This window comes from Pseudomonas sp. HY7a-MNA-CIBAN-0227, assembly GCF_040310325.1.
Lineage (GTDB): Bacteria > Pseudomonadota > Gammaproteobacteria > Pseudomonadales > Pseudomonadaceae > Aquipseudomonas.
In genome coordinates, this window is sequence record NZ_JBEOPT010000014.1 from 115,577 (window position 1) to 137,396 (window position 21,820).

General features: G+C 56.0%; 21 protein-coding genes, 1 tRNA gene and 4 pseudogenes. 9 read left to right on the forward strand and 17 right to left on the reverse strand.

Features of this window, described 5'->3' with window-relative positions:
• Both serS and cysG read left to right on the forward strand, forming a co-directional pair.
• The gene (gene serS, locus AAEZ06_RS21295; RefSeq protein ID WP_149414850.1) at positions 1 to 1,281 is read left to right on the forward strand and encodes a serine--tRNA ligase; all 1,281 of its coding nucleotides are present in this window, start codon (positions 1 to 3) and stop codon (positions 1,279 to 1,281) included.
• Positions 1,282 to 2,676: a siroheme synthase CysG gene (gene cysG / locus AAEZ06_RS21300; RefSeq protein ID WP_149494053.1), complete on the forward strand. Its 1,395-nt coding sequence runs from the start codon at positions 1,282 to 1,284 to the stop codon at positions 2,674 to 2,676. It begins immediately after the preceding gene.
• A gap of 73 nt (positions 2,677 to 2,749) precedes the next feature.
• On the opposite strand, the gene AAEZ06_RS21305 is transcribed toward cysG, so the two are convergent.
• The 7 genes from AAEZ06_RS21305 to AAEZ06_RS21335 all read right to left on the reverse strand — a co-directional run bounded on the left by AAEZ06_RS21305 (position 2,750) and on the right by AAEZ06_RS21335 (position 6,972).
• Entirely contained in the window at positions 2,750 to 3,745 is a 996-nt protein-coding gene (locus AAEZ06_RS21305; RefSeq protein WP_350616065.1) for a glutathione S-transferase family protein, read from the reverse strand.
• A gap of 88 nt (positions 3,746 to 3,833) precedes the next feature.
• Complete coding sequence (locus AAEZ06_RS21310) at positions 3,834 to 4,835, reverse strand: glycosyl transferase family protein (RefSeq protein WP_149414847.1); 1,002 nt, start codon at positions 4,833 to 4,835, stop codon at positions 3,834 to 3,836.
• Positions 4,832 to 5,167 (reverse strand): TusE/DsrC/DsvC family sulfur relay protein, encoded by a 336-nt coding sequence (locus AAEZ06_RS21315; protein WP_149414846.1) that lies wholly within the window; start codon positions 5,165 to 5,167, stop codon positions 4,832 to 4,834. The genes AAEZ06_RS21310 and AAEZ06_RS21315 overlap by 4 nt, the downstream gene beginning before the upstream one ends.
• A complete protein-coding gene (gene tusB, locus AAEZ06_RS21320) occupies positions 5,164 to 5,457 on the reverse strand; it encodes a sulfurtransferase complex subunit TusB (RefSeq protein WP_149414845.1) in 294 nt (97 codons plus the stop codon). Before tusB ends, AAEZ06_RS21315 begins: the two co-directional genes overlap by 4 nt.
• The gene (gene tusC / locus AAEZ06_RS21325) at positions 5,457 to 5,804 is read right to left on the reverse strand and encodes a sulfurtransferase complex subunit TusC (protein WP_149414844.1); all 348 of its coding nucleotides are present in this window, start codon (positions 5,802 to 5,804) and stop codon (positions 5,457 to 5,459) included. Before tusC ends, tusB begins: the two co-directional genes overlap by 1 nt.
• Position 5,805: 1 nt before the next feature.
• On the reverse strand, positions 5,806 to 6,198 hold the full coding sequence (gene tusD / locus AAEZ06_RS21330) for a sulfurtransferase complex subunit TusD (protein WP_149414843.1): 393 nt from the start codon (positions 6,196 to 6,198) through the stop codon (positions 5,806 to 5,808).
• Positions 6,199 to 6,300: 102 nt separating this feature from the next.
• Positions 6,301 to 6,972: a Bax inhibitor-1/YccA family protein gene (locus tag AAEZ06_RS21335; RefSeq protein WP_133100215.1), complete on the reverse strand. Its 672-nt coding sequence runs from the start codon at positions 6,970 to 6,972 to the stop codon at positions 6,301 to 6,303.
• A gap of 152 nt (positions 6,973 to 7,124) precedes the next feature.
• Between AAEZ06_RS21335 and AAEZ06_RS21340 the strand changes: the two genes are divergently transcribed.
• Positions 7,125 to 7,215, forward strand: a tRNA-Ser gene (locus AAEZ06_RS21340).
• Between the two features lie 115 nt (positions 7,216 to 7,330).
• On the opposite strand, the gene AAEZ06_RS21345 is transcribed toward AAEZ06_RS21340, so the two are convergent.
• Positions 7,331 to 7,567, reverse strand: coding sequence for a site-specific integrase (locus AAEZ06_RS21345; protein WP_256666367.1), 237 nt, complete (start codon positions 7,565 to 7,567; stop codon positions 7,331 to 7,333).
• Between the two features lie 51 nt (positions 7,568 to 7,618).
• Here AAEZ06_RS21345 and AAEZ06_RS21350 point away from each other — a divergent pair, with 51 nt between their 5' ends.
• Complete coding sequence (locus tag AAEZ06_RS21350; protein WP_350616075.1) at positions 7,619 to 7,858, forward strand: DUF1654 domain-containing protein; 240 nt, start codon at positions 7,619 to 7,621, stop codon at positions 7,856 to 7,858.
• Between the two features lie 43 nt (positions 7,859 to 7,901).
• On the opposite strand, the gene AAEZ06_RS21355 is transcribed toward AAEZ06_RS21350, so the two are convergent.
• A complete protein-coding gene (locus tag AAEZ06_RS21355) occupies positions 7,902 to 8,378 on the reverse strand; it encodes a PA2171 family ribosome-binding persister protein (RefSeq protein ID WP_149414841.1) in 477 nt (158 codons plus the stop codon).
• A gap of 367 nt (positions 8,379 to 8,745) precedes the next feature.
• Entirely contained in the window at positions 8,746 to 8,994 is a 249-nt protein-coding gene (locus AAEZ06_RS21360; protein WP_149414840.1) for a hypothetical protein, read from the reverse strand.
• A gap of 244 nt (positions 8,995 to 9,238) precedes the next feature.
• Between AAEZ06_RS21360 and AAEZ06_RS21365 the strand changes: the two genes are divergently transcribed.
• Positions 9,239 to 9,460 (forward strand): hypothetical protein, encoded by a 222-nt coding sequence (locus AAEZ06_RS21365; RefSeq protein ID WP_149414839.1) that lies wholly within the window; start codon positions 9,239 to 9,241, stop codon positions 9,458 to 9,460.
• 77 nt (positions 9,461 to 9,537) lie between these two features.
• Here the strand turns inward: AAEZ06_RS21365 and AAEZ06_RS21370 are convergent.
• Positions 9,538 to 10,131, reverse strand: a pseudogene (locus AAEZ06_RS21370) (group II intron maturase-specific domain-containing protein); the annotation flags it as partial.
• Here AAEZ06_RS21370 and AAEZ06_RS21375 point away from each other — a divergent pair.
• The 3 genes and pseudogenes from AAEZ06_RS21375 to AAEZ06_RS21385 form a co-directional block, all read left to right on the forward strand.
• Positions 10,130 to 10,582 (forward strand): annotated as a pseudogene (locus AAEZ06_RS21375) (nickel/cobalt efflux transporter); the annotation flags it as partial. The pseudogenes AAEZ06_RS21370 and AAEZ06_RS21375 overlap by 2 nt on opposite strands.
• 12 nt (positions 10,583 to 10,594) lie before the next feature.
• Positions 10,595 to 11,066: pseudogene (locus AAEZ06_RS21380) on the forward strand (YqaA family protein).
• Positions 11,067 to 11,359: 293 nt separating this feature from the next.
• Entirely contained in the window at positions 11,360 to 13,984 is a 2,625-nt protein-coding gene (locus AAEZ06_RS21385) for a bifunctional diguanylate cyclase/phosphodiesterase (RefSeq protein WP_350616070.1), read from the forward strand.
• Between the two features lie 114 nt (positions 13,985 to 14,098).
• Here AAEZ06_RS21385 and AAEZ06_RS21390 read toward each other — a convergent pair whose 3' ends face one another.
• The gene (locus AAEZ06_RS21390) at positions 14,099 to 14,422 is read right to left on the reverse strand and encodes a hypothetical protein (RefSeq protein WP_149414837.1); all 324 of its coding nucleotides are present in this window, start codon (positions 14,420 to 14,422) and stop codon (positions 14,099 to 14,101) included.
• Between the two features lie 560 nt (positions 14,423 to 14,982).
• Complete coding sequence (locus AAEZ06_RS21395; protein WP_149413908.1) at positions 14,983 to 15,993, reverse strand: zinc-dependent alcohol dehydrogenase family protein; 1,011 nt, start codon at positions 15,991 to 15,993, stop codon at positions 14,983 to 14,985.
• Positions 15,994 to 16,178: 185 nt separating this feature from the next.
• Between AAEZ06_RS21395 and AAEZ06_RS21400 the strand changes: the two genes are divergently transcribed.
• Positions 16,179 to 17,078, forward strand: a complete 900-nt coding sequence (locus AAEZ06_RS21400; protein ID WP_350616073.1) for a LysR family transcriptional regulator — start codon at positions 16,179 to 16,181, stop codon at positions 17,076 to 17,078.
• Positions 17,079 to 17,165: 87 nt separating this feature from the next.
• Here the strand turns inward: AAEZ06_RS21400 and AAEZ06_RS21405 are convergent, their stop codons facing one another.
• The 4 genes and pseudogenes from AAEZ06_RS21405 to AAEZ06_RS21420 form a co-directional block, all read right to left on the reverse strand.
• Positions 17,166 to 18,713, reverse strand: coding sequence for a sensor domain-containing diguanylate cyclase (locus AAEZ06_RS21405; RefSeq protein WP_350616074.1), 1,548 nt, complete (start codon positions 18,711 to 18,713; stop codon positions 17,166 to 17,168).
• Between the two features lie 394 nt (positions 18,714 to 19,107).
• Positions 19,108 to 20,481 carry an LLM class flavin-dependent oxidoreductase gene (locus AAEZ06_RS21410; RefSeq protein WP_149413911.1) on the reverse strand — a complete coding sequence of 458 codons (1,374 nt, stop codon included), beginning with the start codon at positions 20,479 to 20,481 and terminating at the stop codon, positions 19,108 to 19,110.
• A gap of 33 nt (positions 20,482 to 20,514) precedes the next feature.
• On the reverse strand, positions 20,515 to 21,345 hold the full coding sequence (locus tag AAEZ06_RS21415) for an amino acid ABC transporter permease (protein ID WP_149413912.1): 831 nt from the start codon (positions 21,343 to 21,345) through the stop codon (positions 20,515 to 20,517).
• Positions 21,342 to 21,752: pseudogene (locus AAEZ06_RS21420) on the reverse strand (transporter substrate-binding domain-containing protein); the annotation flags it as partial. The pseudogene AAEZ06_RS21420 and the gene AAEZ06_RS21415, both read right to left, overlap by 4 nt.
• Positions 21,753 to 21,820: the final 68 nt, after the last annotated feature.

A 21,820-nucleotide genomic window follows, 5' to 3' on the forward strand; every position in this document is an offset into this window, starting at 1 on the left:
ATGCTCGATTCCAAACTGTTACGTAGCAACCTTCAGGACGTAGCGGACCGCCTGGCATCCCGTGGCTTTGCCCTGGATGTTGCGCGCATCGAAGCGCTGGAAGAACAGCGCAAGACCGTCCAGACCCGCACCGAAGCACTGCAGGCTGAGCGTAATGCGCGTTCCAAATCCATCGGTCAGGCCAAGCAGCGTGGCGAAGACATCGCGCCGTTGATGGCAGATGTCGAGCGCATGGCAGGTGAACTGGCCAGCGGTAAAGTGGAGCTGGACGCGATCCAGACTGAGCTGGATTCGATCCTGCTGGGCATCCCTAACCTGCCGCACGAGTCGGTGCCGGTCGGTGCCGACGAAGACGGCAACGTCGAAGTGCGCCGCTGGGGCACACCGAAGGCCTTTGATTTCGAGGTCAAGGACCACGTCGCCCTCGGCGAACTGAGTGGCGGCCTGGATTTCGAAACCGCCGCCAAGCTGTCCGGCGCCCGTTTTGCCTTGCTGCGTGGCCCGATTGCCCGTATGCACCGTGCCCTGGCGCAGTTCATGGTCAACCTGCACACCGGCGAACACGGCTACGAAGAGGCCTACACGCCTTACCTGGTACAGGCGCCGGCGTTGGTTGGTACCAGCCAGTTGCCCAAGTTCGAGGAAGACCTGTTCAAGATCAGCCGCGAAGGCGAAGCCGATCTGTACCTGATCCCTACCGCCGAAGTGTCGCTGACCAACATCGTCGCCGGGGAAATCCTCGACGCCAAGCAGTTGCCATTGAAGTTCGTCGCCCACACGCCGTGCTTTCGTAGCGAGGCCGGTGCATCCGGTCGCGATACTCGCGGCATGATCCGCCAGCACCAGTTCGACAAGGTAGAGATGGTACAGATCGTCGAGCCGTCGACCTCCATGCAAGCGCTGGAAGGCCTGACTGCCAACGCCGAGCGTGTCCTGCAATTGCTGGAACTGCCGTATCGAGTGCTGGCGCTATGCACCGGCGACATGGGTTTCAGCGCGGTCAAGACTTACGACCTGGAAGTCTGGGTACCGAGCCAGGACAAGTACCGCGAGATTTCGTCGTGCTCCAACTGCGGTGATTTCCAGGCCCGTCGCATGCAGGCGCGTTTCCGCAATCCGGAAACCGGCAAGCCGGAACTGGTCCACACCTTGAACGGTTCTGGTCTGGCAGTGGGTCGGACCTTGGTCGCGGTGCTGGAAAACTACCAGCAAGCCGACGGTTCGATTCGTGTGCCAGAGGTGCTCAAGCCGTACATGGCGGGCATTGAGGTCATCGGCTAAATGGAATTTCTGCCGCTGTTTCATAACCTGCGCGGCAGTCGTGTGTTGGTCGTCGGTGGCGGGGAGATTGCCTTGCGCAAATCCCGGCTGCTGGCCGACGCCGGCGCGTTGTTGCGGGTGGTTGCTCCCCAGATTGAAGACCAGTTGCGTGAACTGGTGCACGGCAGTGGCGGTGAACTGATTGTGCGCGGTTATCAGGAAGTGGACCTTGATGGTTGCACCCTGATCATCGCGGCTACGGATGACGAGCCGCTGAACGCGCAAGTATCCAGTGATGCCCGGCGCCGTTGTGTGCCGGTCAATGTGGTGGATGCACCTGCCTTGTGCAGCGTGATCTTCCCGGCGATTGTCGATCGTTCACCTTTGGTGATTGCGGTCTCCAGTGGCGGCGATGCGCCAGTGCTGGCGAGGTTGATCCGAGCCAAGCTGGAAACCTGGATTCCGTCGACTTATGGCCAGTTGGCCGGGTTGGCTGCGCGCTTTCGCACCCAGGTCAAAGGCTTGTTTGCGGACGTGCAGCAACGTCGGGCGTTCTGGGAGGAAGTCTTTCAGGGGCCAATTGCTGATCGGCAGTTGGCCGGGCAGGGTGACGAAGCTGAGCGGCTGCTGGTGGACAAGATCAACGGTGCGCCGCCTCATGCGCCGGGCGAGGTTTATCTGGTGGGCGCAGGCCCTGGTGATCCGGACCTGCTGACCTTCCGTGCCCTGCGCTTGATGCAGCAGGCCGATGTGGTGCTGTACGACCGTCTGGTGGCGCCGGCGATTCTTGAGCTGTGTCGCCGTGATGCCGAGCGGGTTTACGTTGGCAAGCGTCGCGCCGATCACGCTGTGCCTCAGGATCAGATCAACCAGCAACTGGTGGACCTGGCCAAGCAGGGCAAGCGTGTATTGCGACTCAAGGGTGGCGATCCGTTCATCTTCGGCCGTGGTGGCGAAGAGATCGAAGAGCTGGCGGCCCATGGCATCCCGTTCCAGGTCGTGCCAGGTATTACTGCGGCCAGTGGTTGTGCTGCGTATGCCGGTATTCCGCTGACCCACCGCGACTATGCGCAATCGGTTCGCTTCATTACCGGGCACTTGAAGGACGGTACGTCGGACCTGCCCTGGAGTGATCTGGTGGGGCCATCACAGACCCTGGTGTTCTACATGGGCTTGATTGGTTTGCCGATCATCTGCGAACAACTGATCCAGCATGGGCGTTCGGCGGATACGCCGGCGGCGTTGATCCAGCAGGGCACTACGTCCAACCAGCGGGTGTTCACGGGTACGCTGGCTGACCTGCCACGCATGGTGGCGGAGCATGAGGTTCATGCGCCGACACTGGTGATTGTTGGGGAAGTGGTGCTGCTGCGTGAGAAGCTGAAGTGGTTTGAAGGCGCTCAGTCGCAAGTCTGATGGACGCCTGGCTTATTGTGGCGAGCGGGCAAGTCCGCGCGCCACAATCTGGTAAAAAAGCCTCTGCCTCGGATCAGTTCCAAACCCCTTTTGCGCTCAATCTCTCCCGATCATGCTTCGCATCAAACGCCTGCAACGGCCCCTTCGGTACAATCCCCGTCGGATTAATCGTCCGGTGACTGGCGTAGTAGTGACCCTTGATGTGGGCAAAATCCACCGTCTCGGCAACCCCCGGCCACTGATACAGCTCTCTTAGCCAATTCGACAAATTCGGATAATCGGCAATCCGCCGAAGGTTGCATTTGAAGTGGCTGTAGTACACCGCATCAAACCGAATCATCGTGGTGAACAGGCGCACATCAGCTTCGGTGAGGTATTCGCCGGCGAGGTAGCGATTCTCACCCAGGTGCTGCTCCAGTCGATCCAGCTCGGCAAACACATCGTCGAAAGCCGCTTCATAGGCCTTTTGCGACGTGGCAAAGCCTGCGCGGTAGACGCCATTGTTCACGGCGGGATAGATCCGATCGTTCAGTGCATCGATGGTTGAGCGCAGCGCCTCGGGATAGAAGTCCAGCTCGTTACCCGTCAGCCCATTAAACGCACTGTTGAACATGCGGATGATCTCCGCTGATTCATTGCTGACAATCTGCTTCAGCTTCTTGTCCCACAGTACTGGCACGGTGACGCGCCCGGTGTAACTGGCCGTATCGGCGGTGTAGCGCTGATGCATGTAGGTGAAATCGTCGAGCTTGTCGCCGCTGGAGCCATGAGCCTTGTCGAAGGTCCAGCCGTTCTCCAGCATCAGCCAACTGACCACCGACACGTCGATCAGGCTTTCCAGGCCTTTGAGGTTACGCAGGATCAGTGTGCGGTGTGCCCAGGGGCAGGCAAGGGAAACGTACAAGTGGTAGCGGCCCGCTTCGGCAGCGAAGCCACCGTCGCCGGTAGGGCCGGCCTTTCCGTCGGCGGTTACCCAGTTGCGGCGTTGCGCCTGTTCCCGTTGGAAGGCGCCATCTGCGCTACTTTCGTACCACTGGTCATGCCAGCGTCCTTCGATCAGCAAACCCATGACTGACTCCTTGGCTAATAAGCGTTGGAGTCCAGTCTAAAGGTCTGAGTTCGAACAAATAGCGCAAAGGCTGGGGGTTAATGATCGACTAAATCGATTTGTCCCGGGCGTCCCAGTATTGCTGGGCCAGCTCGAACGCCTGCTCCCGTGGGTGGCCAAGGCCGCGCAACGCCAGAGCCATGGTGGCGATTAGGGCCAGTTGCGGATAGCTGTCCTCTACATCGCCACACCACAGCGCCTTCAGATGCTTGGGGTCGAGGGTCGCCGGCTTGACGTGGCGCTGGGCGGAGAGGGCGGGCCACTCTTCATCCCAGTTTTCGCCGCCGGTGGTGCCGTACAAGTGGCTGATGGTGTCCGGGTTGATCTCGATCTCGCCGCCATCGCCCTTGATCACGATGGTATTGTCGCCGAGCAGGCCGCTGGCATCGCGATGCACACCCTGATAGCCGGGATGGAAGATGCTTTGCAGGCCGCAGCGAGCGTTCAATGGATTGAGGATGCGCGCCAGGGAGTGGATAGGCGAGCGCAGGCCCAGCGTGTTGCGTAGATCGATCATGCGCTGCAGCTGCGGCGCCCAGTCGCCCAGGGGCATAAAGGCCAGGTTGCCCTGTTCAAGGGCGGTCTCGACTTGCTGCCAAGTGCGGCACAGCGGGATCTGCAAGCCTTCCAGCAACTGCTCGGTGTAGAGCCGACCCGCTGTATGAGCGCCGCCGCCATGCATAAAAATGCCCACGCCGTTTTGTGCCAGGCACTTGGCCGCCAGCAGGTACCAGGGCAGGTGGCGTTTTTTCCCGGCATAGGTAGGCCAGTCGACATCTACTTGTAAGGCAGGGGCGTTGAGTCGTTCGCGTACCGCTTCGGTAAAACCGGCGAGCTCTTCCGGGCTTTCTTCCTTGTGCCGCAACAGCATCAGGAACGCACCGAGCTGGGTGTCTTCGACTTTTTCATCGAGCAGCATACCCATGGCTTCCCGCGCTTCTTCGTGGGTCAGGCTGCGGGCGCCACGTTTGCCCTTGCCCAGGATGCGCACGAACGGCGCAAACGGATGCTCGGCAGGCGTTTCGGTGATCAGCGGGGAAAAATCGGTCATAAGCAATTCGTCGGCCTGGGCAGGCCCGCCAGCTTGGCGGCAAGTTTGGCGGGAGTGCCTTTAAACAGTCGGTTAAGGTGCAGGCTGTTGCCTTTTTCCGGGCCCAGCTTCAAGGCGGTGTACCTGATCAGCGGGCGGGTGGCGGGCGACAGCTGGAACTCTTGATAAAAACCACGCAGCACGTTGAGGATTTCCCAGTGTTCAGGGGTCAACTCAAGCGCTTCGGCGGCGGCCAGAGTGTTGGCCACCTCGATTGACCAATCGCTCAGGTCAACCAGGTAGCCGTCCTTGTCCAGCTCAAGGGTGTGTTCGCCCACGGTTAGGGTGTTCATAGCCAGGTGTTGACCTTGTCATGGTCGATCGACAGTTGGACAAAAGCCGGATAATCGACACTCTTGGCCCAGTCTGGTACGGGTAGGCCGCGAGCCTGGCTGTCTTCGACGAGGACAAACACCTTCAGCGCCTTGGCTTGCAGGGCCTCAAAGGGCGCGCTGCCGGCCTGCAGGGCATAGGCTGCGTCACCGCACAGCAGGATCGCGTCCTGGCCGCCACAAAGGCGCAGGCAGCTGTCCAGGCGACTATCGGTAAAAGGGGAGTGGGATACTACATGTAAGGTCGACATCAGAGGGTAATCACCTGACTATAACGGTCAATCATCCGGGAAATCTCTTCGTTGCTCAGCGGCTGCGCGCTGCCGGCAGTCAGTCCACGTTCGGCAAGGCTCTGGCTGCACGCGAACACCTCATCAATGCCAAACAGCGACAGCGCTTGCAGGTTGGCGCTGAGGTCTTTCTGCTGCACGGCTTTGGCGTCCTGGCCCGTTGCCAGTTGAAACACTCCGTCATCCAGAAACAACAGGCCAATCGGCAAATCAAACGCGCCACCGGCCAGAACAATATCCAGCGCTTCCCGCGCGCTCGGCCCGGACCACGGCGCCTGACGGCTGATAACCAGCAAGGATTTAGACATCTTATGGGCCTCCAAAACAGATCAGGCGGTCGGCGTCCTGCACGGCGTCGTGCAACTGCCCAAGGCCCGATAATGCCCAAGGTGCATCCAGACTCACAGCGCTACGTTGATAGCGCAAAGCCTCTTCGGCGTTCAGCACCCCACGACGCAAAGCTGCGGCGATGCACACCACGCCATCCAATTGGTGTTCACTGACAAACGCCCGCCATTGCTGGGGGATGTCCTGCTCATCCTGCGGTGTCACAACCGAGTTGGACGCGCTGTAGACGCCATCCTGATAAAAAAACAGCCGCACAATCTCATGCCCACCAGCCAGCGCCGCTTGGGCGAACAGCAGGGCGCGGCGCGAGGAGGGCGCATGGGCGGCGGAGAAAAGCGCAATCGCGAACTTCATGGAACACTCTTTATGGAACAGACTGTCGGCAAACCTGGGCCAATGATAAAGCCGCAGACAACAAAAAGCCCGCCGAAGCGGGCTTTTTGCATGAGGCTACGATCAGTCGTCGCGGCTCATGATGCCGAAGATCTGCAACAGGCTGATAAACAGGTTGTAGATCGATACATACAGGCTGATGGTCGCCATGATGTAGTTACGCTCGCCGCCATGGATGATGGCGCTGGTCTGGAACAGAATGCAGACCGAGGAAAACAGCACAAAACCCGCGCTGATTGCCAATTGCAGGCCGCTGATCTGGAAGAACATGCTCGCCAGCACCGCCGCCAGCAACACGAAGAAGCCAGCAGTGATGAAACCACCGAGGAAACTCATGTCCTTGCGTGTAATCAGCACATAGGCCGACAGACCACCAAACACCAGTGCGGTCATGGCAAACGCCGAGCTGACCACTTCCGCGCCGCCCTGCATGCCAAGGTAGCGGTTAAGGATCGGGCCCAGCAGGAAACCCATGAAACCGGTCAAGGCAAACGCCGACACCAGGCCCCAGGCCGAGTCACGCAGCTTGTTGGTCAGGAAAAATAGACCATAGAAGCCGATCAGTACCACAAAGATATTCGGGTAGCCGACGCGCATTTGCTGGGCCACGAACGCCATCACGCCGCTAAACGCGAGGGTGAGAGCGAGCAAGCCGTATGTGTTGCGCAGGACGCGGCTAACCTCTAGCTGCTCAGCCTGCACGTTGCTATTAACTGCGTAATCCTGTTCGCGCATGGCGACACTCCTTCAGTTTTGAAACGTTCAGTCGCAAAGATCATAACAGACGCCCTGTAACAAGCTACGCAGAGAGTTTGACAGTGTGTTTCATTCGGGTATTATGGCGCCCGCTGAGACAGGATGGACTACTATAATCCTGTGTTGCATAAGGGAAATTGGCAGAGTGGTTGAATGCACCGGTCTTGAAAACCGGCGAACGTTAATAGCGTTCCCAGGGTTCGAATCCCTGGTTTCCCGCCAAATTTAACGAAAAGCCTCGATTATTCGGGGCTTTTTCGTGTCTGGGGTTTGGGTAAGAAAAGGCGTCTTTTGGTAGGGGTTCCGAAACTTTCGGGTAGGCGTTCCGAAACTAACGCTATTTGGAGGGCTTGGCGGTCGCTCCGATACTTCTGTAGACCCGCTTAGTGATCTCCTGTTTGGTGTGCCCAAGCAGCAGACTCGCATCGCCGATATCGACGATTTCCGAGGCCGCCTTCGGCCGGATGTCACGGAACTGAAACCCTCCAATCTTTGCCGCGAGCATCGGGTCGCCTTGTTCGATGGCTTTCTGTTGTGCTTTTTCCCGCGCCTTGTCCCAACGCAAGCGCAACATCCCCTTCGTCATCCTTTTCCCATGTTTGCTGATCAGCAGGTACTTGGAAGGGTGGCAGGCGTTCCTTTCTGCAATCTCCCTCACCAACGCTGGGTGACGATTCATCGCCTGGATACGGACGAAGATCGAGAGAGGGAGGAGGTGATGGGGCTGCTGTCCGAAACGGATGACCTCGACATCACGCTCGATGACGACGGCGCGGTGACAGTGAGGTGGAAGGCCCAGACAGGCGAAGACTCGCCTGTGGGTGTCGCGGACTTTGAGGAAGAGGCAGAGTTGGCGCCTTTCTGACGAGCATGAAAAAGCCCGCACGCGGCGGGCTTTTGGCAGTCGATTACGCAGCTAACTTAGAAGCGCTTAAGCTCTTCTTCAGCGATGCTTTCAGAACCAGCATCTGTTCGCCAAGCTCATCGAGCTTCGCCTTCCCAAGAAGTTTTTTGGCCTGAGGGAACATCTCTGTTTCCTCTTCCTTGATGTGGTGCTCCAGCAGCTCTTTAACCACTTTCAAGCGGCCGGCGAACTCTGGGCTGGCTGGGTCAGTTACTTTTAGGTCTGGCAGGACGAGGGAGTCAACTGTCCGATGTTCCTCCTTTGCCTCGTAGTACATCTCGTCTTGCTCCTTACCGCCAGCTTCCTTGAACGCAGGGTAAAGAATCTGTTCTTCGAGCTGGGTATGGATGGAGATCTCCATCTCAAGCTTGTCCAGCAAATCGGTGCGCTTTTTCACTGCCCGATCTGTTGATTCGCTCAGCTGGGTCAGGATAACTTTTACTTTTTCGTGATCGGTTTTCAGAAGATCGATGGCGTTCATTTTTGTTTCCTCATTAGCACGGATGGAAAACTGCCGATCTTGGTCGGCGCTTCATTAATGTTCTAATGGGTGTCGCATTTGCCGTGCCACTTCGTAGGATTTTTAAAGTGTCTTGCTTTCAATGAGTTGAGCAACAATATGGCGTATAGGCTTCATGCACCCTGCACGAGTATTACTTTAGGACGATGCATATAGCGGGATTCGCATAGAAAATGAGGGCCATCCCGCACCCATAGAAAAACCCGCATTTCCGGGCAAAAAGCCGAGCGTAGGTGAATAAGTTGCAAGCCATGGAGAGTGAAGCCCAGGAGAGGCGAGCATCAAGGAGGGGAAAGGGTAGAGCAAGGGTCCCGTTTTGGCGGGCTCTTTATCCGAAAAGGCGAGTCGCCTGTCGCGACATCACCATTTCCTCCAAGATCTCGCGGGCCAACTTATTGATGCCAGCCTCGCCTTGGTAGTGGCGACGGTCTATGTTGACGATCGTGAACTGGTCCGAGCCCGGCCCCGTCACATCCACTGACAGGGTGTTGTCAGCGCTGAGCGTGCAGGAAATTATGCAGTTCGGCAGGCGGCTGGAGAGGACCGCTTCGATCTCCAGTCTGTTCAAGGCGTCCATTATCCTCTCCCAACTCAAAAACGTGAGCTTGTAGCTTAGACGTGCTGGGCGGACTGTAAATGATGGCAAAATGGTCTCAGGTTTAGCTCAAGCACCAAAAACCTGCCAGAAGCAAGGAGCCAGGCTCTAGGCCAGTATCAACGGTTGTATCACTCACTGTTTCAGTATTTTCCCTTGGATGATGTCACTGTGCCATCATTGTTCGGTGGCGCCTTGTTTTGGTGAGCGCTACCAAGGGGGAGTAATGAGAGCAGCGAAAAAAGCTCTGAACATGGCTGTTTGGTACAAGCTCATGGCTTTGCCCGAAAGCATTATCAACGCAGAGGTTAAGTACTTCAGGTTGCTCAAGGCGGCTGACGACATGGAGCGCGCCAACCTCATCAGCGGTGGTGAGTGGCGAAAGCTTGTTCAGCAGGCTGGAACATCTCTTGCCAGCACTGCGGAGTGCATGGGTGGAGCGGGGTAGGGCAGAATCGAGTAGGAGGCGGATTTACATCCGCCGTTCTCTCACACCACCGTACGTACGGTTCCGTATACGGCGGTTCAGGTTATGCGACTAAGCCGGTTGATCGTATCCAGTATCGAGACCAGTCCAAGCTGATCCCATAGTTTCTTCGGCAACGCCTGATTCATATGTGACGCTCCGGAGTTCCACCATGGGCCTCGGCCATTGAACGCTGATGTGCAGGCGCGCCCTTCGTCGAGTCCCAAACGCATCAGGTTGCGCGCCCTCGTCGAGGGCTGCTTCCATTGGCGCCAGATGACGCAGCGGAGTTTGTGACGCACCCAGCCATCAAGTATCTCCAGCGCTCGTTTGCCCTGAGTCAACTTGAAGTAGCCAGCCCAACCGCGGAGTACGGGGTTTATCCGCTCGATGATATTCGCCATCTTGCGGCCCCGCGCTCTGCGCAGCAGGTCTCTGAGTCGGTCGCGCAAGCGACCTAGACTCATCGTCGCCACCCTCAGTCTCGGCTGCTGATGCCAGCTCATCCCGTAACCCAAGTAATCACATATCCAAGACCCGGCTACTCGGCTCTTGTCCCGGTTCAGCGTCAGTTTCAGGAAGCACTCAACACGCCTCATCACTCGCATGCCCGCACGAGGACTGCACACATAAATGTTCGCATCGTCGGCATACCAAGAGCATGATCATGGGCATGCGCATGCGCATTCCGAGTTAGAAGGCCTGGAGTTGTGAATTGATGGCTATCAGGACGCGCATGAGCGTGCCCATGCCAACGATATCCGTAAGCGCTTCACCAATCGTGAGGTCACCACGGGCCAGATCGTCATGTTCGGCCTGACGGGCGGTCTGATTCCTTGTCCGGCTGCCATCACCGTTCTCTTGCTATCTCTTCAGGTTAAAGAAGTCGCGCTGGGAGGCATGCTCGTCCTGTGTTTCAGCATCGGATTAGCGCTCACCTTGGTCACTGTCGGTGCTGCGGCAGCTATTGGTGCTAAACAGTCTTCCAACCGTTGGCCATGGCTGGGCACCGTTGCTCGTCGTGCGCCGTACCTGTCCAGTGTCTTGATCATCGGTGTTGGTCTGTACGTGGGCTTCTATAGCTGGATCGGCCTGAACGCTTGAGGCGACTCTTTAGTGTTTGAACTCACGAGCTACGTTGGTCTGTTCGTGGCGGCATTTGCTGCCGCCACGTTATTGCCAATGCAGTCTGAGGCTGTGTTGGTCGGGATGTTGCACTCCGCCCAATACGTGGCTTCTACGCTCTTGGCGGTCGCCACCTTGCAACGTTCTTGGCTCCGCACTGACCTGGGTGCTGGGCCGTTCCGTTGAACGATTCCGTCACAAGCGATAGTTCCCAGTGAGCGAGAGCAAGCTCGAAAACGCCCAGCAGTCCTATCTGCGCTACGGGTGCTGGTCATTACTGCTGAGTTGGGTGCCGATCATTGGTGAACCTCTGACTGTCGTCGCCGGAGTCATGCGCGAGCCATTCTGGACTTTTCTGCTGATCGTCACCCTGGCCAAGGGCGTGCGTTATCTAGTGCTGAGCACCGTTACACTGGGGTGGGCATATCCAACCGTTCAACCGTTACTCGTTTCTAGTCATTAGCTCTTAACGGATTTTTCTTCCGACACTGAAACTGTGGGAGCTTCGGCACCCAGAGCGCGATACATATTTATTTCGCGTTGCTCAGTCGTTGAGCAGCGGAAAGGCCTGGAGAGATCAAGAGTTCGAGACTCAGGCCGATACAGCTAACAACAGCACCCCGGATCCTATCAACCGCCTGGGCTGTGACGAGGTGTTACTACGAGTCAGGGAGGATTCTTTTACCCGTCACTTTAGATATCTGCATGTAGTCTCATGTGCTGGCCCGTATTCACTGCACCGCCAGGAAGAGCCAAATGAAAAACAAGCAGAGTGATCCTCTTCTGAAGGTACAAACCTCCCATCTAACGCTTACCCGTATTGTCCTGATGGGCTTCTCTGGCTTATTGCTAACGATATTCTTGCTGACCAGCGTTTTGATTGTTTACATCGCCTCTAAGCAAGACCATGAAGCGGAGGCCCAAAGCTATTTTTATGCTGGAAAGGCCGTGCAATCCTTGGAGAAGTCGATACTTCTGACGATCAAGGACTATGCGTTTTGGGGTGATGCTTATGATCATCTTCATCGAAGGGTGGATACCGATTGGGCGTTCGTCCGCCAGAACGTCGGCTCTACCTTATATGACGATTTTGGATTTCAGGGCTTGTTTGTTATCGATCCGACCGGTCGAACGGCGTACTCGGTCATTGACGGGCAACTGCAATCGGTTGCGGCTGAAGACTGGTTGAAACAACCAATCACCGCGCTAATTGAGCGTGCCCGTGCGGGGGTGGAAAATGAAACGCCAATCGCCACGTACCTCGATGTCGATGGCGTTCCGGTGCTGGTCGCGGCCGCCCCGTTGACGCCTGGCACCGCCCCTCAGACCGAAGCTGATGACAGGCCTTCCTCAGTGCTGTTGTTTGTCATCAAGCTGGATGCCGTCAGATTGAGCGTCTTGGGCAGTGATTTCGGAATAGACCAATTGCGCATTGTCTCAAGCTATAGCCCTGCGCTCGGCCCGTCGTTTTTACGTCTGGGGGAAACCGGGGTCGCGGGAGCCTTGCAGTGGACGCCAACGCGTCCGGGACATCAGCTAATGATCCTAGTTTTGCCGTTGATCGGTATTGCGGGACTGATCATTGGGCTGATGACCTGGATTCTTCGGCGGCGCACTACGGCTGCGGCGATGGTTATGGATGCGAACTACAGCTCCCTGCATGCCAGCCAGACTGCCCTGGCGACCAGTGAGGCAAGATTTCGGGATGTCGCCGAAGCGTCTTCGGACTGGATTTGGGAAATTGATTCTGAGTTGCGTTTCACATATCTGTCAGAGCGCTTCGAAACAGTGACAGGGCTGTGCAGAGCCCTGTGTATTGGTCGACCTATCGATGACTTGCTGGTGTCTGATCAGGGGCCGCTCTCACAGTGGCTGAAAGACCACTCGCGGCGGGTCAATGCCATCTTGCAATGCAGTTATCAAGCAGCTGACGGTCAGGTCAGAATAAGCCGCCTTTCTGTGCGAGAAATGGAAGGGTTGGGTTATCGAGGCACTGCGAGCGATATAACCGAAGAAGTGGCGGCCCGCCGACGTATTGAATACCTGTCGCAACACGATGCGCTAACTGGCTTGGCAAACCGCGCTCGTATGCAGGAATTCCTGGATGGAAAACTTAAGGCGGCGCCGACACTGGACGATCCGTTAGTCATGCTCAGCATCGACCTTGATCGCTTCAAGTCGGTGAACGATTTGCTGGGGCATGCCGCAGGCGATCAAGTGCTCAACGAGGTCTCCAAAAGGCTGGGGCAATGCTTGCGCTCCGATGACTTGGTTGCGCGAATTGGTGGCGATGAGTTTGTGTTGGTGGTGGCGAATATGGTGTCTCAGGATGAGGTTGAGCACCTGTGTAAGCGTTTGATCGACTGCATCGAAGAGCCGTTCCAGATTGAAGATCATGAAGTGTTTATCAGTGCCAGCATTGGCATAGCCATGGCACCTGCCGACGCCACCCTGGCCGACGAGTTACTGCGCTATGCCGACATCGCGTTATATGAAGCCAAGGACGCAGGGCGTAATACCTGGCGTTTTTACGCAGGCGAGATGAACACTCGAATTCTTGATCGTCGTCAGTTGGAAAGCGATCTTCGCCACGCGATCAAACATGATGAGTTGCGTCTTCACTTTCAGCCGCGCTACCAGATTACAGGCCGAGTCATGGCTGGTGCCGAGGCACTGGTACGCTGGCAGCATCCGGTGCGTGGACTGTTGGCGCCCGATCTTTTCATACCTATCGCGGAAGAAACCGGGTTGATTCTGCCGTTAAGCAACTGGGTACTGCACGCCGCTTGCGAGGCCGCATCGACCTGGCCTGAAGAACTCTTTGTTTCGGTGAACCTGTCGCCGACAGAGTTTCAGCGCGGGCAGTTGGTGGCCCGAGTGCAGGCGGTGCTGTCGCAGACCGGTTTAGATCCGGCCAGGCTGGAGTTGGAATTGACTGAGAACGTGATGCTGGAAGACGCCAAGGGAGCGCTGCAGATCATGCACGAGTTGAAAGCGTTGGGCGTTCGCTTGGCGATGGACGATTTTGGCACAGGGTATTCGTCGTTAAGCTACCTGCGGTCGTTTCCCTTCGATGGATTAAAGATTGATCGAAGTTTTATTTCCGGAATGCAGCCAGGCGGTGACGATCTTCCGATCATTGAGGCCATCATCGGGTTGGGGCGAGCACTGTCGCTGACGGTCACGGCAGAAGGAGTCGAGACCATTGAACAGCTCCAGGTGTTGCAGGATGCACGGTGCGATGAGGTTCAAGGGTATTTCCTGAGTATGCCTCTAAGCGCACAAGCGATTGCCGACCTGATTGATGTTGAATCTGGCAATTCGGGGCTGCGGGTTTTTTCGGGACTTACGTCTGGCGGAAAGGCGGTTGAGCCTTCATAAGAGAGAATTTCAGAAAACAGCTTTTGGCGCATCGTGACCTCGCGCGGAGAAACTATGACTGCGAGCCGCCAATCTTAGTCTTCGCACAGGCATTCGAGGACTTCTCTTGCCATTTCATTGGGCGCTTGCCGGATCGTGGATGGCTGTTCGGAAGTCCTCGTAGGCTTCCGCACCCATCGTTTCGGGGGAAGCACCATATGAACTATTGGGGTCTGCCAGGATTGCTTGCTCCGGTTTCTCGGGTTGACCGAAGAAGAACCAGTGCCACCACTTTGCAGCGAACCGCGCGTCGCTGCGTTCAAGAGCCTCAATGATTGGCACGTCGTCCAGTATGCCGAGATGGGTATCAGCGCAAACATCGAGGTGCCTAGAATAGCCCATCATTTCAATCTGCCGCGAGGAGTCGTTATCGTCAGCATCGGAATCGGCCCATCTCAAAACCGCTGCTGATCTGGCTCTATATGACGCGAAGCATGGGAGCGTCATCGTGTTGTCACAAACTGTCCTGCGAGATAGCTGCCAGCGCCAGGTGATGATAAGTGTTCGCCATCCGGGGTGGCGGCTGAGCCCTTAGGGCTACTGAGCCGACTCCGGTCGTTTGGCCGCCGGTATAGGAGCGTTTTTCTTATGGTGTATTGGATATCCGAAAGGCTTGCCGGAAATCGGGATACCGGCTGGACTGCCTGTTTTGCTTGGGCATATCGAACAAGCTGGAGGTACGTGTATTTAGTCGAAAAGAGCGCTTTTGTGGGCTCTCGTAGTCAGGTGCGTCTATTTGCCGCAGCGCGAACATTTGTTGTGATGACCCGCAACCAGAACATCTTCTTCGACCTGATACTGCCGGCCTGACGCTGCATGTGTCCCTGGCCTCGCCGGTGCTCGTCACATCTTCATAGTCGCGTACTGGCAGCGGGTGATGTCTCTACCGATGGCAGTGAAACCACAAGCTAAATAGACCCCCATTACCCGTTTAGCGAGTAACTCCACGCCGTTTGATCTTACGCGATCTTGATTACTACCTTACCAAACGCCCCTCTGGCCAAATGTTCGTAAGCTTGGCGTGCTTGATCAAACGGATAGACGTGATCGATTACCGGGCGAATCTTGTGCTCATTCAAGAATTCGTTCATGCGGTCAAATGAGGAGCGTGGAGCAACGGCAATGCCACGAATCGTTGTTTGCCGAAAGATCAGAGGCATCAAGTTCAGCGCAGAGGTTTGGCCCGTCAGAAACCCGATCTGTGCGATACGCCCTCCTGCCTTTGTCGCAGCAATGGATTGATTGATGCCATCCCCGCCTGCCACATCCAGAAGGAGATCCACCCCCTTGCCATTGGTGAGTTTTAGCACTTCTTCTGCCCACTCAGGGTGAGTGCGATAATTCACGCCCGCAACAGCACACAGTTTTTTTACAGCTTCCAGGTTGTCATCTTGACTGGAGGTGACGATAACTTTGGCACCCAGTGCCATTGCAATTTGTGCTGCGAAAACAGAAACACCTCCAGTACCCTGAACCAAAACAGTTTGGCCGGCCTCGATCTGACCAAAATCAACGAGCGCATACCATGCCGTCAGAGCAGCAATTGGAAGGGTCGCCGCTTCTTCATCTGACATGTTGTCGGGGGCACGTACCGCGCTGTCCTCGTGGATGATCATGTATTCCGCCAGCCCGCCCGGTAATGGCGAGCCGAAGCAATAGTTGGGCTCATCTGGCCCTGGCATGCCATCCAGCCACCGCGAGTAAAGGTGTGAGTTCACGCGGTCTCCGATAGCGAAGCGGGTGACGCCATCGCCGACTGCCACGACAGTACCCGCCGCATCGCTTACGGGAATTAGTGGCTTGGGCACCATATGAGGCTCATAAATACCGTCAACGATTGCCTTGTCCCGGAAGTTGAGCGATACAGCGCCCACTTTTACCAGCAGTTCTCCAGCCTTGGGCACAGGTGTTTCAGTCTCCCCCTGTACCAGGTTGTTCAATCCGAAATCTTTCAGAAGCCACGCTTTCATTTTCTGTCTCCAGCAATTTTGAATGTGCAGAGGGAGGCAGGTTCCTCCTTTGCGCTGAGGACATTGTTGAGGTATCGCGACTCTAGATAAATGTGCAGAAACCAACAGGATTGTTATCCTGTTAAGCAATAATCACCCCAATGCCATGCTTGCCGAGAAAGATATTTATGGAGCTTCTACAGTCGATGCAGGTGTTCGCCAAGCTGGCGGAGTTGGGTAGCTTCACCAAAGTTGCTGAGGCCATGCAGGCAGGACGCCCGCACGTCACACGCACCATTCAGGATCTGGAAGCCTCGCTGGGTGTACGTCTGTTTCAACGCACTACGCGTAAAGTGAAACTGACTGCTGAGGGCGAGCGGTTTTATGAGCGTGTCAAAGAGATTTTGGTAACCATCGCAGAAACCACATCCATGTTCGACCGTAGTGGATCGACGTTGCGGGGACGGCTTCGCATTGACATTCCCACTGCATTTGCCCAGCACAGTTTCGTGGAAAGCCTGAGAAGATTTACGGAGGTATTTCCCGAAATCGAGCTTGCGCTGGGCGTGACGGACCGCGCGGTAGATCTCGTAGCCGAGGGCATCGATTGTGCACTGCGAATTGGTGAACTCCCGGACTCAAGCATGGTAGCGAGAGAAATTGGCACCGCCACCATGGTGACCTGTGCATCTGCAGGTTATCTCCAGGCGTGTGGGGTACCCAAAACCCCACAAGATCTAAAAGATCACCGATGCGTCAGCTTCATCTCCGGTCAAAATAACAGACCGCTGCCTTGGCATTTCTCGGTGGACGGCGAAGATCGTCCTCATACGCCTCATGGAGGTATCACGGTGAATCAGTCGAATGCCTACGTGCAATGTGGTGTTGCAGGCTTCGGCATTGTTCAAGCTCCGGGAATCACTGTTGAGACATTCCTAGCAACAGGAGATTTGGTTGAAGTGCTCAGAGCATTTCGTCCAAGGCCGCGCCTTGTATCCGTGCTGTACCCCAGTAGAACGCATCTTGCACCACAGGTGGATGCATTTGTGGACTGGCTGAAGGAGCATTTCCCCGTGCTTCACCCCAACTGGTTCAACGCTCATTAAACTGCGCACGTAGGCTGATTCGGCGGTGAATCATTAAGGCTGAAAAGAGAGCAGAGACAGGCTCTGTTCGTAAGGTGTGTTGGACAGTTAATCGGAAATAACAGTCCTGTTTCTTCCGCTGGATTTGGCGATATAAAGTGCCTTGTCAGCAATGTCGACCAGGTCTTTAGGCGTCTCAGTCATTGTGCCTGACAATGCGCTAATGCCAATGCTAATGGTCACTACTCCCATAGGAGATTCAGTGTGTTGAATTGCATTGCGCTCTAACTCAGTTCGAATTTTTTCGGCTACGAGGAAGGCGCCAACGTAATCTGTGCCTGGAAGTACGATGGCAAATTCTTCTCCGCCGTATCGTGCAGCAAGGTCGCCTGCCCGAGTGACATTCTTTTTTATTATGGTACTCACGATCTTGAGGCATTCATCGCCTTGTACGTGACCGTAATGGTCGTTGTACTTTTTGAAGAAATCAACATCAATCATGATGAGTGCGGTGTCATCTGATTTTCGGTTTTTTCTGCTGATTTCGGCTTCGATAAAAAAGTCGAATTGACGGCGATTGGAAAGTCCCGTTAATCCATCTTCAAGAGCAAGTAGGCCAAGAGCTTTGTTAGCTTCGATGTAAGTTTTTTGTGAGAGCTGTAATTCTTTTTGTGCCTGAATTTGTTGGCTCATGAGTTTTATTAGTCGATATCCCAGGAGGCTCAGCACCACCAATAATAGGGATGATATAAATATGCTGTCGAGGGACTCGCTACGCCAATTCGCAAGTACTTCATTTTTATCAAATGCAGTAATAATTACAAGGGGGTAGCCATTGACACGGCGAAAGCTGACGACTCGCTCTACACCATCGACAACTGATTTTGTTGTTGCAGTCCCCGAATTTACCGAAGGGACTAATAGGGAAAACACTTGTCCGTTTGAAATATCCGTGCCGACGTCAGCGTCACGAAACGGCTTTCGGGCTAAAATTTTCCCCGTTGAGGATGCAAGGTTAATAATGCCATTGCTCCCCATGTCTATGTCATCGTAAAGGGTGATGAAATATTTAAGATAAATCGTAGCTATCGTGACACCGGCAAAGCTGCCGTCAGGATGATTTATTCGTCGCGATACTGTTGTGATCCATTCGTTTGTTGATCGGCTGCGTATAGAGGGGCCAATAAAAGTGGCCGGGTCGGTGTGGTCGCGGTGGTAAATAAAATAATCGCGGTCTGAGTTGTTTGCACCCGCTGGTATTATGCCGTTTGAGTTAAACAGCCAACTCCCATGCTCGTCATAAATAAAGAAGCCATGTATTTGAGGTAGGTGTTTTTGTTGTATTTTTAGTATTCCCCCCAGGCTTTTTAAATTCTCCGCGCTGGTACCTTCTGCTTCCAGCTGTTCCTTGACCCCCAAAATCACTATGTCAGCTTCAGTTAGAGTAGCCCCTATACTGGATGACAACGTTTTGGAAAGATTTGACATCTCGGTTGTTTTGTTGTGTAGGTGCCTCTCTAGAGAGCTAAAAACTCCCCAAATACTTATCACTATCAATGAGAGGCATACTGCGGCAATAAAGAGGACAATATGACTGACTTTGAGTTTGGCATTAGCCCACTCGACGTGAAAAATAGTGGTGATTTTTTTTAACATAAAATCCTCCATGCTTCCTTTCTAGTAATCTTGAGCATATCCGATTTTTTCTGAGGAAAATTTTTTAAAAAAGTGGCGGGTGGATTAGTTGGGTGGGTTGTATTCGGCCTACATGCGGCCTTAGTGTGGCGAATTGGACGGTAGATTCATGATCCCAGGAGACTGAAGGTATTTATCGACCGCCAGAATCGCCCAGGGCTGATCAGCAAGAACAGTCGTGCCTTCGTCAGCCCGAGTGAATGCCAGGCTGAGTTCGATGCGCAGTCGTGTAACACGCCACAACGCCGCGGCCCGTCCGCCCAACAGTGAGGGGCGCGCTCGTGAGGTCGGTGTGTCGTGTTGCCACTGGTGCTGATCGGCGCGCTCGTTGGCGCAGCTGTAGATTGAGTCCCGCTCAATCGAAGCGAAACGAGGCGCCGTAGGCCGAGCCTGGCAGGCGATCACCGCCATCGACGCTGAGGCGCGAGCGCAACGTGCCGGCCTGCGGTCCGCTGCGATACAGCCCGCGCTTTTGCAGCGCCGGGATCACCCATTCGACAAAGTCATCGAGTGAACCGGGACTGATCAGCGGGTTAAGCATGTAGCCACTGGTGCCGGAGATTCTTGCGTGTTCCTCGATCTGTGCCGCCACCTGTTCCGGTGTGCCGACCAGGATCAGGTCGCTGCCGCGGGTCACGTTGGCGAAGCGTTGCCTGACCTCGCCGGCGGTCAGCGGCTTGCCGCTACCATCGGGTTTCATGACGTAGGAGGTCATGCCTTCGGTCTGGGTGGACAGCGCCTCGTTGTCGGCATAGCGACTGATATCAATGCCGGTGTCGCCCGCATAACTCACCAACTGCGCTTGCAGGTGATAGTTGCTTTGCAGGGTTTCGTACTTTTTCTGCGCCTCGATGGCGGTGGCGGCTGTGACGATCCGTAGCACGGTCAGCGACTTGACGTCCTCTGCCCTGCGACCACGGGCTTGGGCCTGGCGCCAGATATCTTCCAGCCCCGCGCGTATTTCCAGTGGGTTGGATTTGGCGATAAACACCAGCTCTGCGTGCTTGGCAGCGAACTGACGCCCCCGCGCTGACCAGCCCGCCTGGATCAGCAGCGGTGTGCGTTGCGGCGAGGGTGATGTCAGGTGCGGCCCGGCCACCCGATAATGCTCGCCGGCATGGTGGATGGGCCGCACCCGTGAGCCATTGGCATAGGTCTGTGTGAGCTTGTCGGCCACCACAGCATCATCGGCCCAGCTGCCTTCCCAGAGTTTGTACACCACGTCGAGAAACTCTTCGGCGCGCTCGTAGCGGTCGTCGTGCTTGATCATTTGCTCAAGACCAAAGTTGCGCGCGGCGCTGGACAGATAAGACGTGACGATGTTCCAGCCGATGCGCCCATCGGACAAATGATCCAGGGTGCTGAAGCGCCGGGCATGAGTGAACGGGTGTTCGTAGCTGGTGGTGACGGTGACGCCGAAGGCCAGTTTTTCGGTCAGGGCAACCAGTGCGGGAATGATCGTCAGCGGATCGTTGGCCGGCGCCTCGACGGCCCACTTCAGCGCCATCGCTTCGCTGGCGCCGAACACGTCGTAGAACCCTAGGACGTCGCCGAAGAACATCAGGTCGAGATTGGCTTCATCAGCGGTGCGTGCCAGGTTTGACCAGTATTTCAGGGTGTTGATGCCCAGTCTTTCGTCGGCCGGATGGGTCCACAGGCTGGGCGCGCCGCCGCAGCCGACACTGGCTTGTTCGTAGAGTCCGAATAACAGCGGTTTTGGATCTGACATGGTGCTTCCTGCATGCAAAGTGTGGGCGATGCACTATCGCCCGTGAAGGTAGGCCTTGGCGTAGTGCCGTTCCAGTCGCGCCTGGATCAGCTCCAGGCCAATGGACATCAGCCAGTAGATGACGGCGGCGGTGGTGAGCATTTCGATGTAGCGGTATGACGAGCGTCCGTAGGACTGCGCCAGGAACATCACCTCCCAGACCCCCATGACCGAGACGAGCGAAGAATCCTTGAGCATGGAAATGAATTGGCTGGTGGTCGGTGGAATGATGGTGCGCATCGCCTGGGGCAGGATGATCTGCCAGAACGTCACCGCCGGGCTCATGCCCAGGGCTGCCGCTGCCTGACGTTGGCCCGGCGAGACGCCGATGATGCCGGCGCGAAAGATCTCGCTCAGGTACGCCCCGTAATTGAGCGACAGCGCGATGATTCCGGCACTGATGGCGCCCGGAACCACACCCAACTGCGGCAGGCCGAGGTAGATCAACAGAATCTGGATCAGCAGCGGCGTACCCCGAAAGAACGAGGCGTAGAAACTGGCAATGCCAAAAGCCACCGCGCTTTTCGACAGGCGCGCCAGGGCCGTGGCAAAGCCCAAGGCCAGGGACAACCAGATCGAGCAAAAACACAAGAACAGCGTCAGCGCCGCACCTTGCAAAAAACCGTTGGGTGACAAGTGCAGTCCCACCAGGTTCTGCCACTTGGCGGCAACAATCGCAAACTTCAGGTCGAAGCTCATGAACAGCCCGGCAAACAGGCACAGCATCACGGCCCAGGTCAGCCACAGGCGAACCTGGAATGACAGCCACTGACGCTTGATGGGCGGTGGTTTGACGAGAGAGGGAGGTGTTGGAAATACACTCATTGGCTGATATCTGAACCGATCCATTTTTGGGAGATCTTTGCCAACGTGCCATCGCTTTTAAGCTCGGCCAGCACCTGCGTCAGCTTGGCGTCCCACTGCGGGTCACCTTTCTCGGTGGCCACCACGTTGGGCTCGGCGTAAAGCGCAGCACCGGTGATCTTGAAGCGTGGGTCGTGATCAATACGCTCCTTGGCCGTCACCAGGTTGGTGACCATGGCATCCAGGCGTTTGCCGGTGCCCAGAGCCAAATCCTGGAAGGCCACGGTTTCATTGTCATACGGCACGGCTTGAACGGTATTGAACGGGTAGTCGATAGGCGTGTTGGCACCCTCGATGACCAGGTCCTTGTTCAGATAGGCCTCATAGGTCGATGCGCTGCCAACACCGACTTTTTTCCCCCTGAATTCATAGAATAAGCGCAACGCTTGAAACGAGAGGCAGAGAGCCAGCCACCGGTAGAATCCAGGCTCTCACA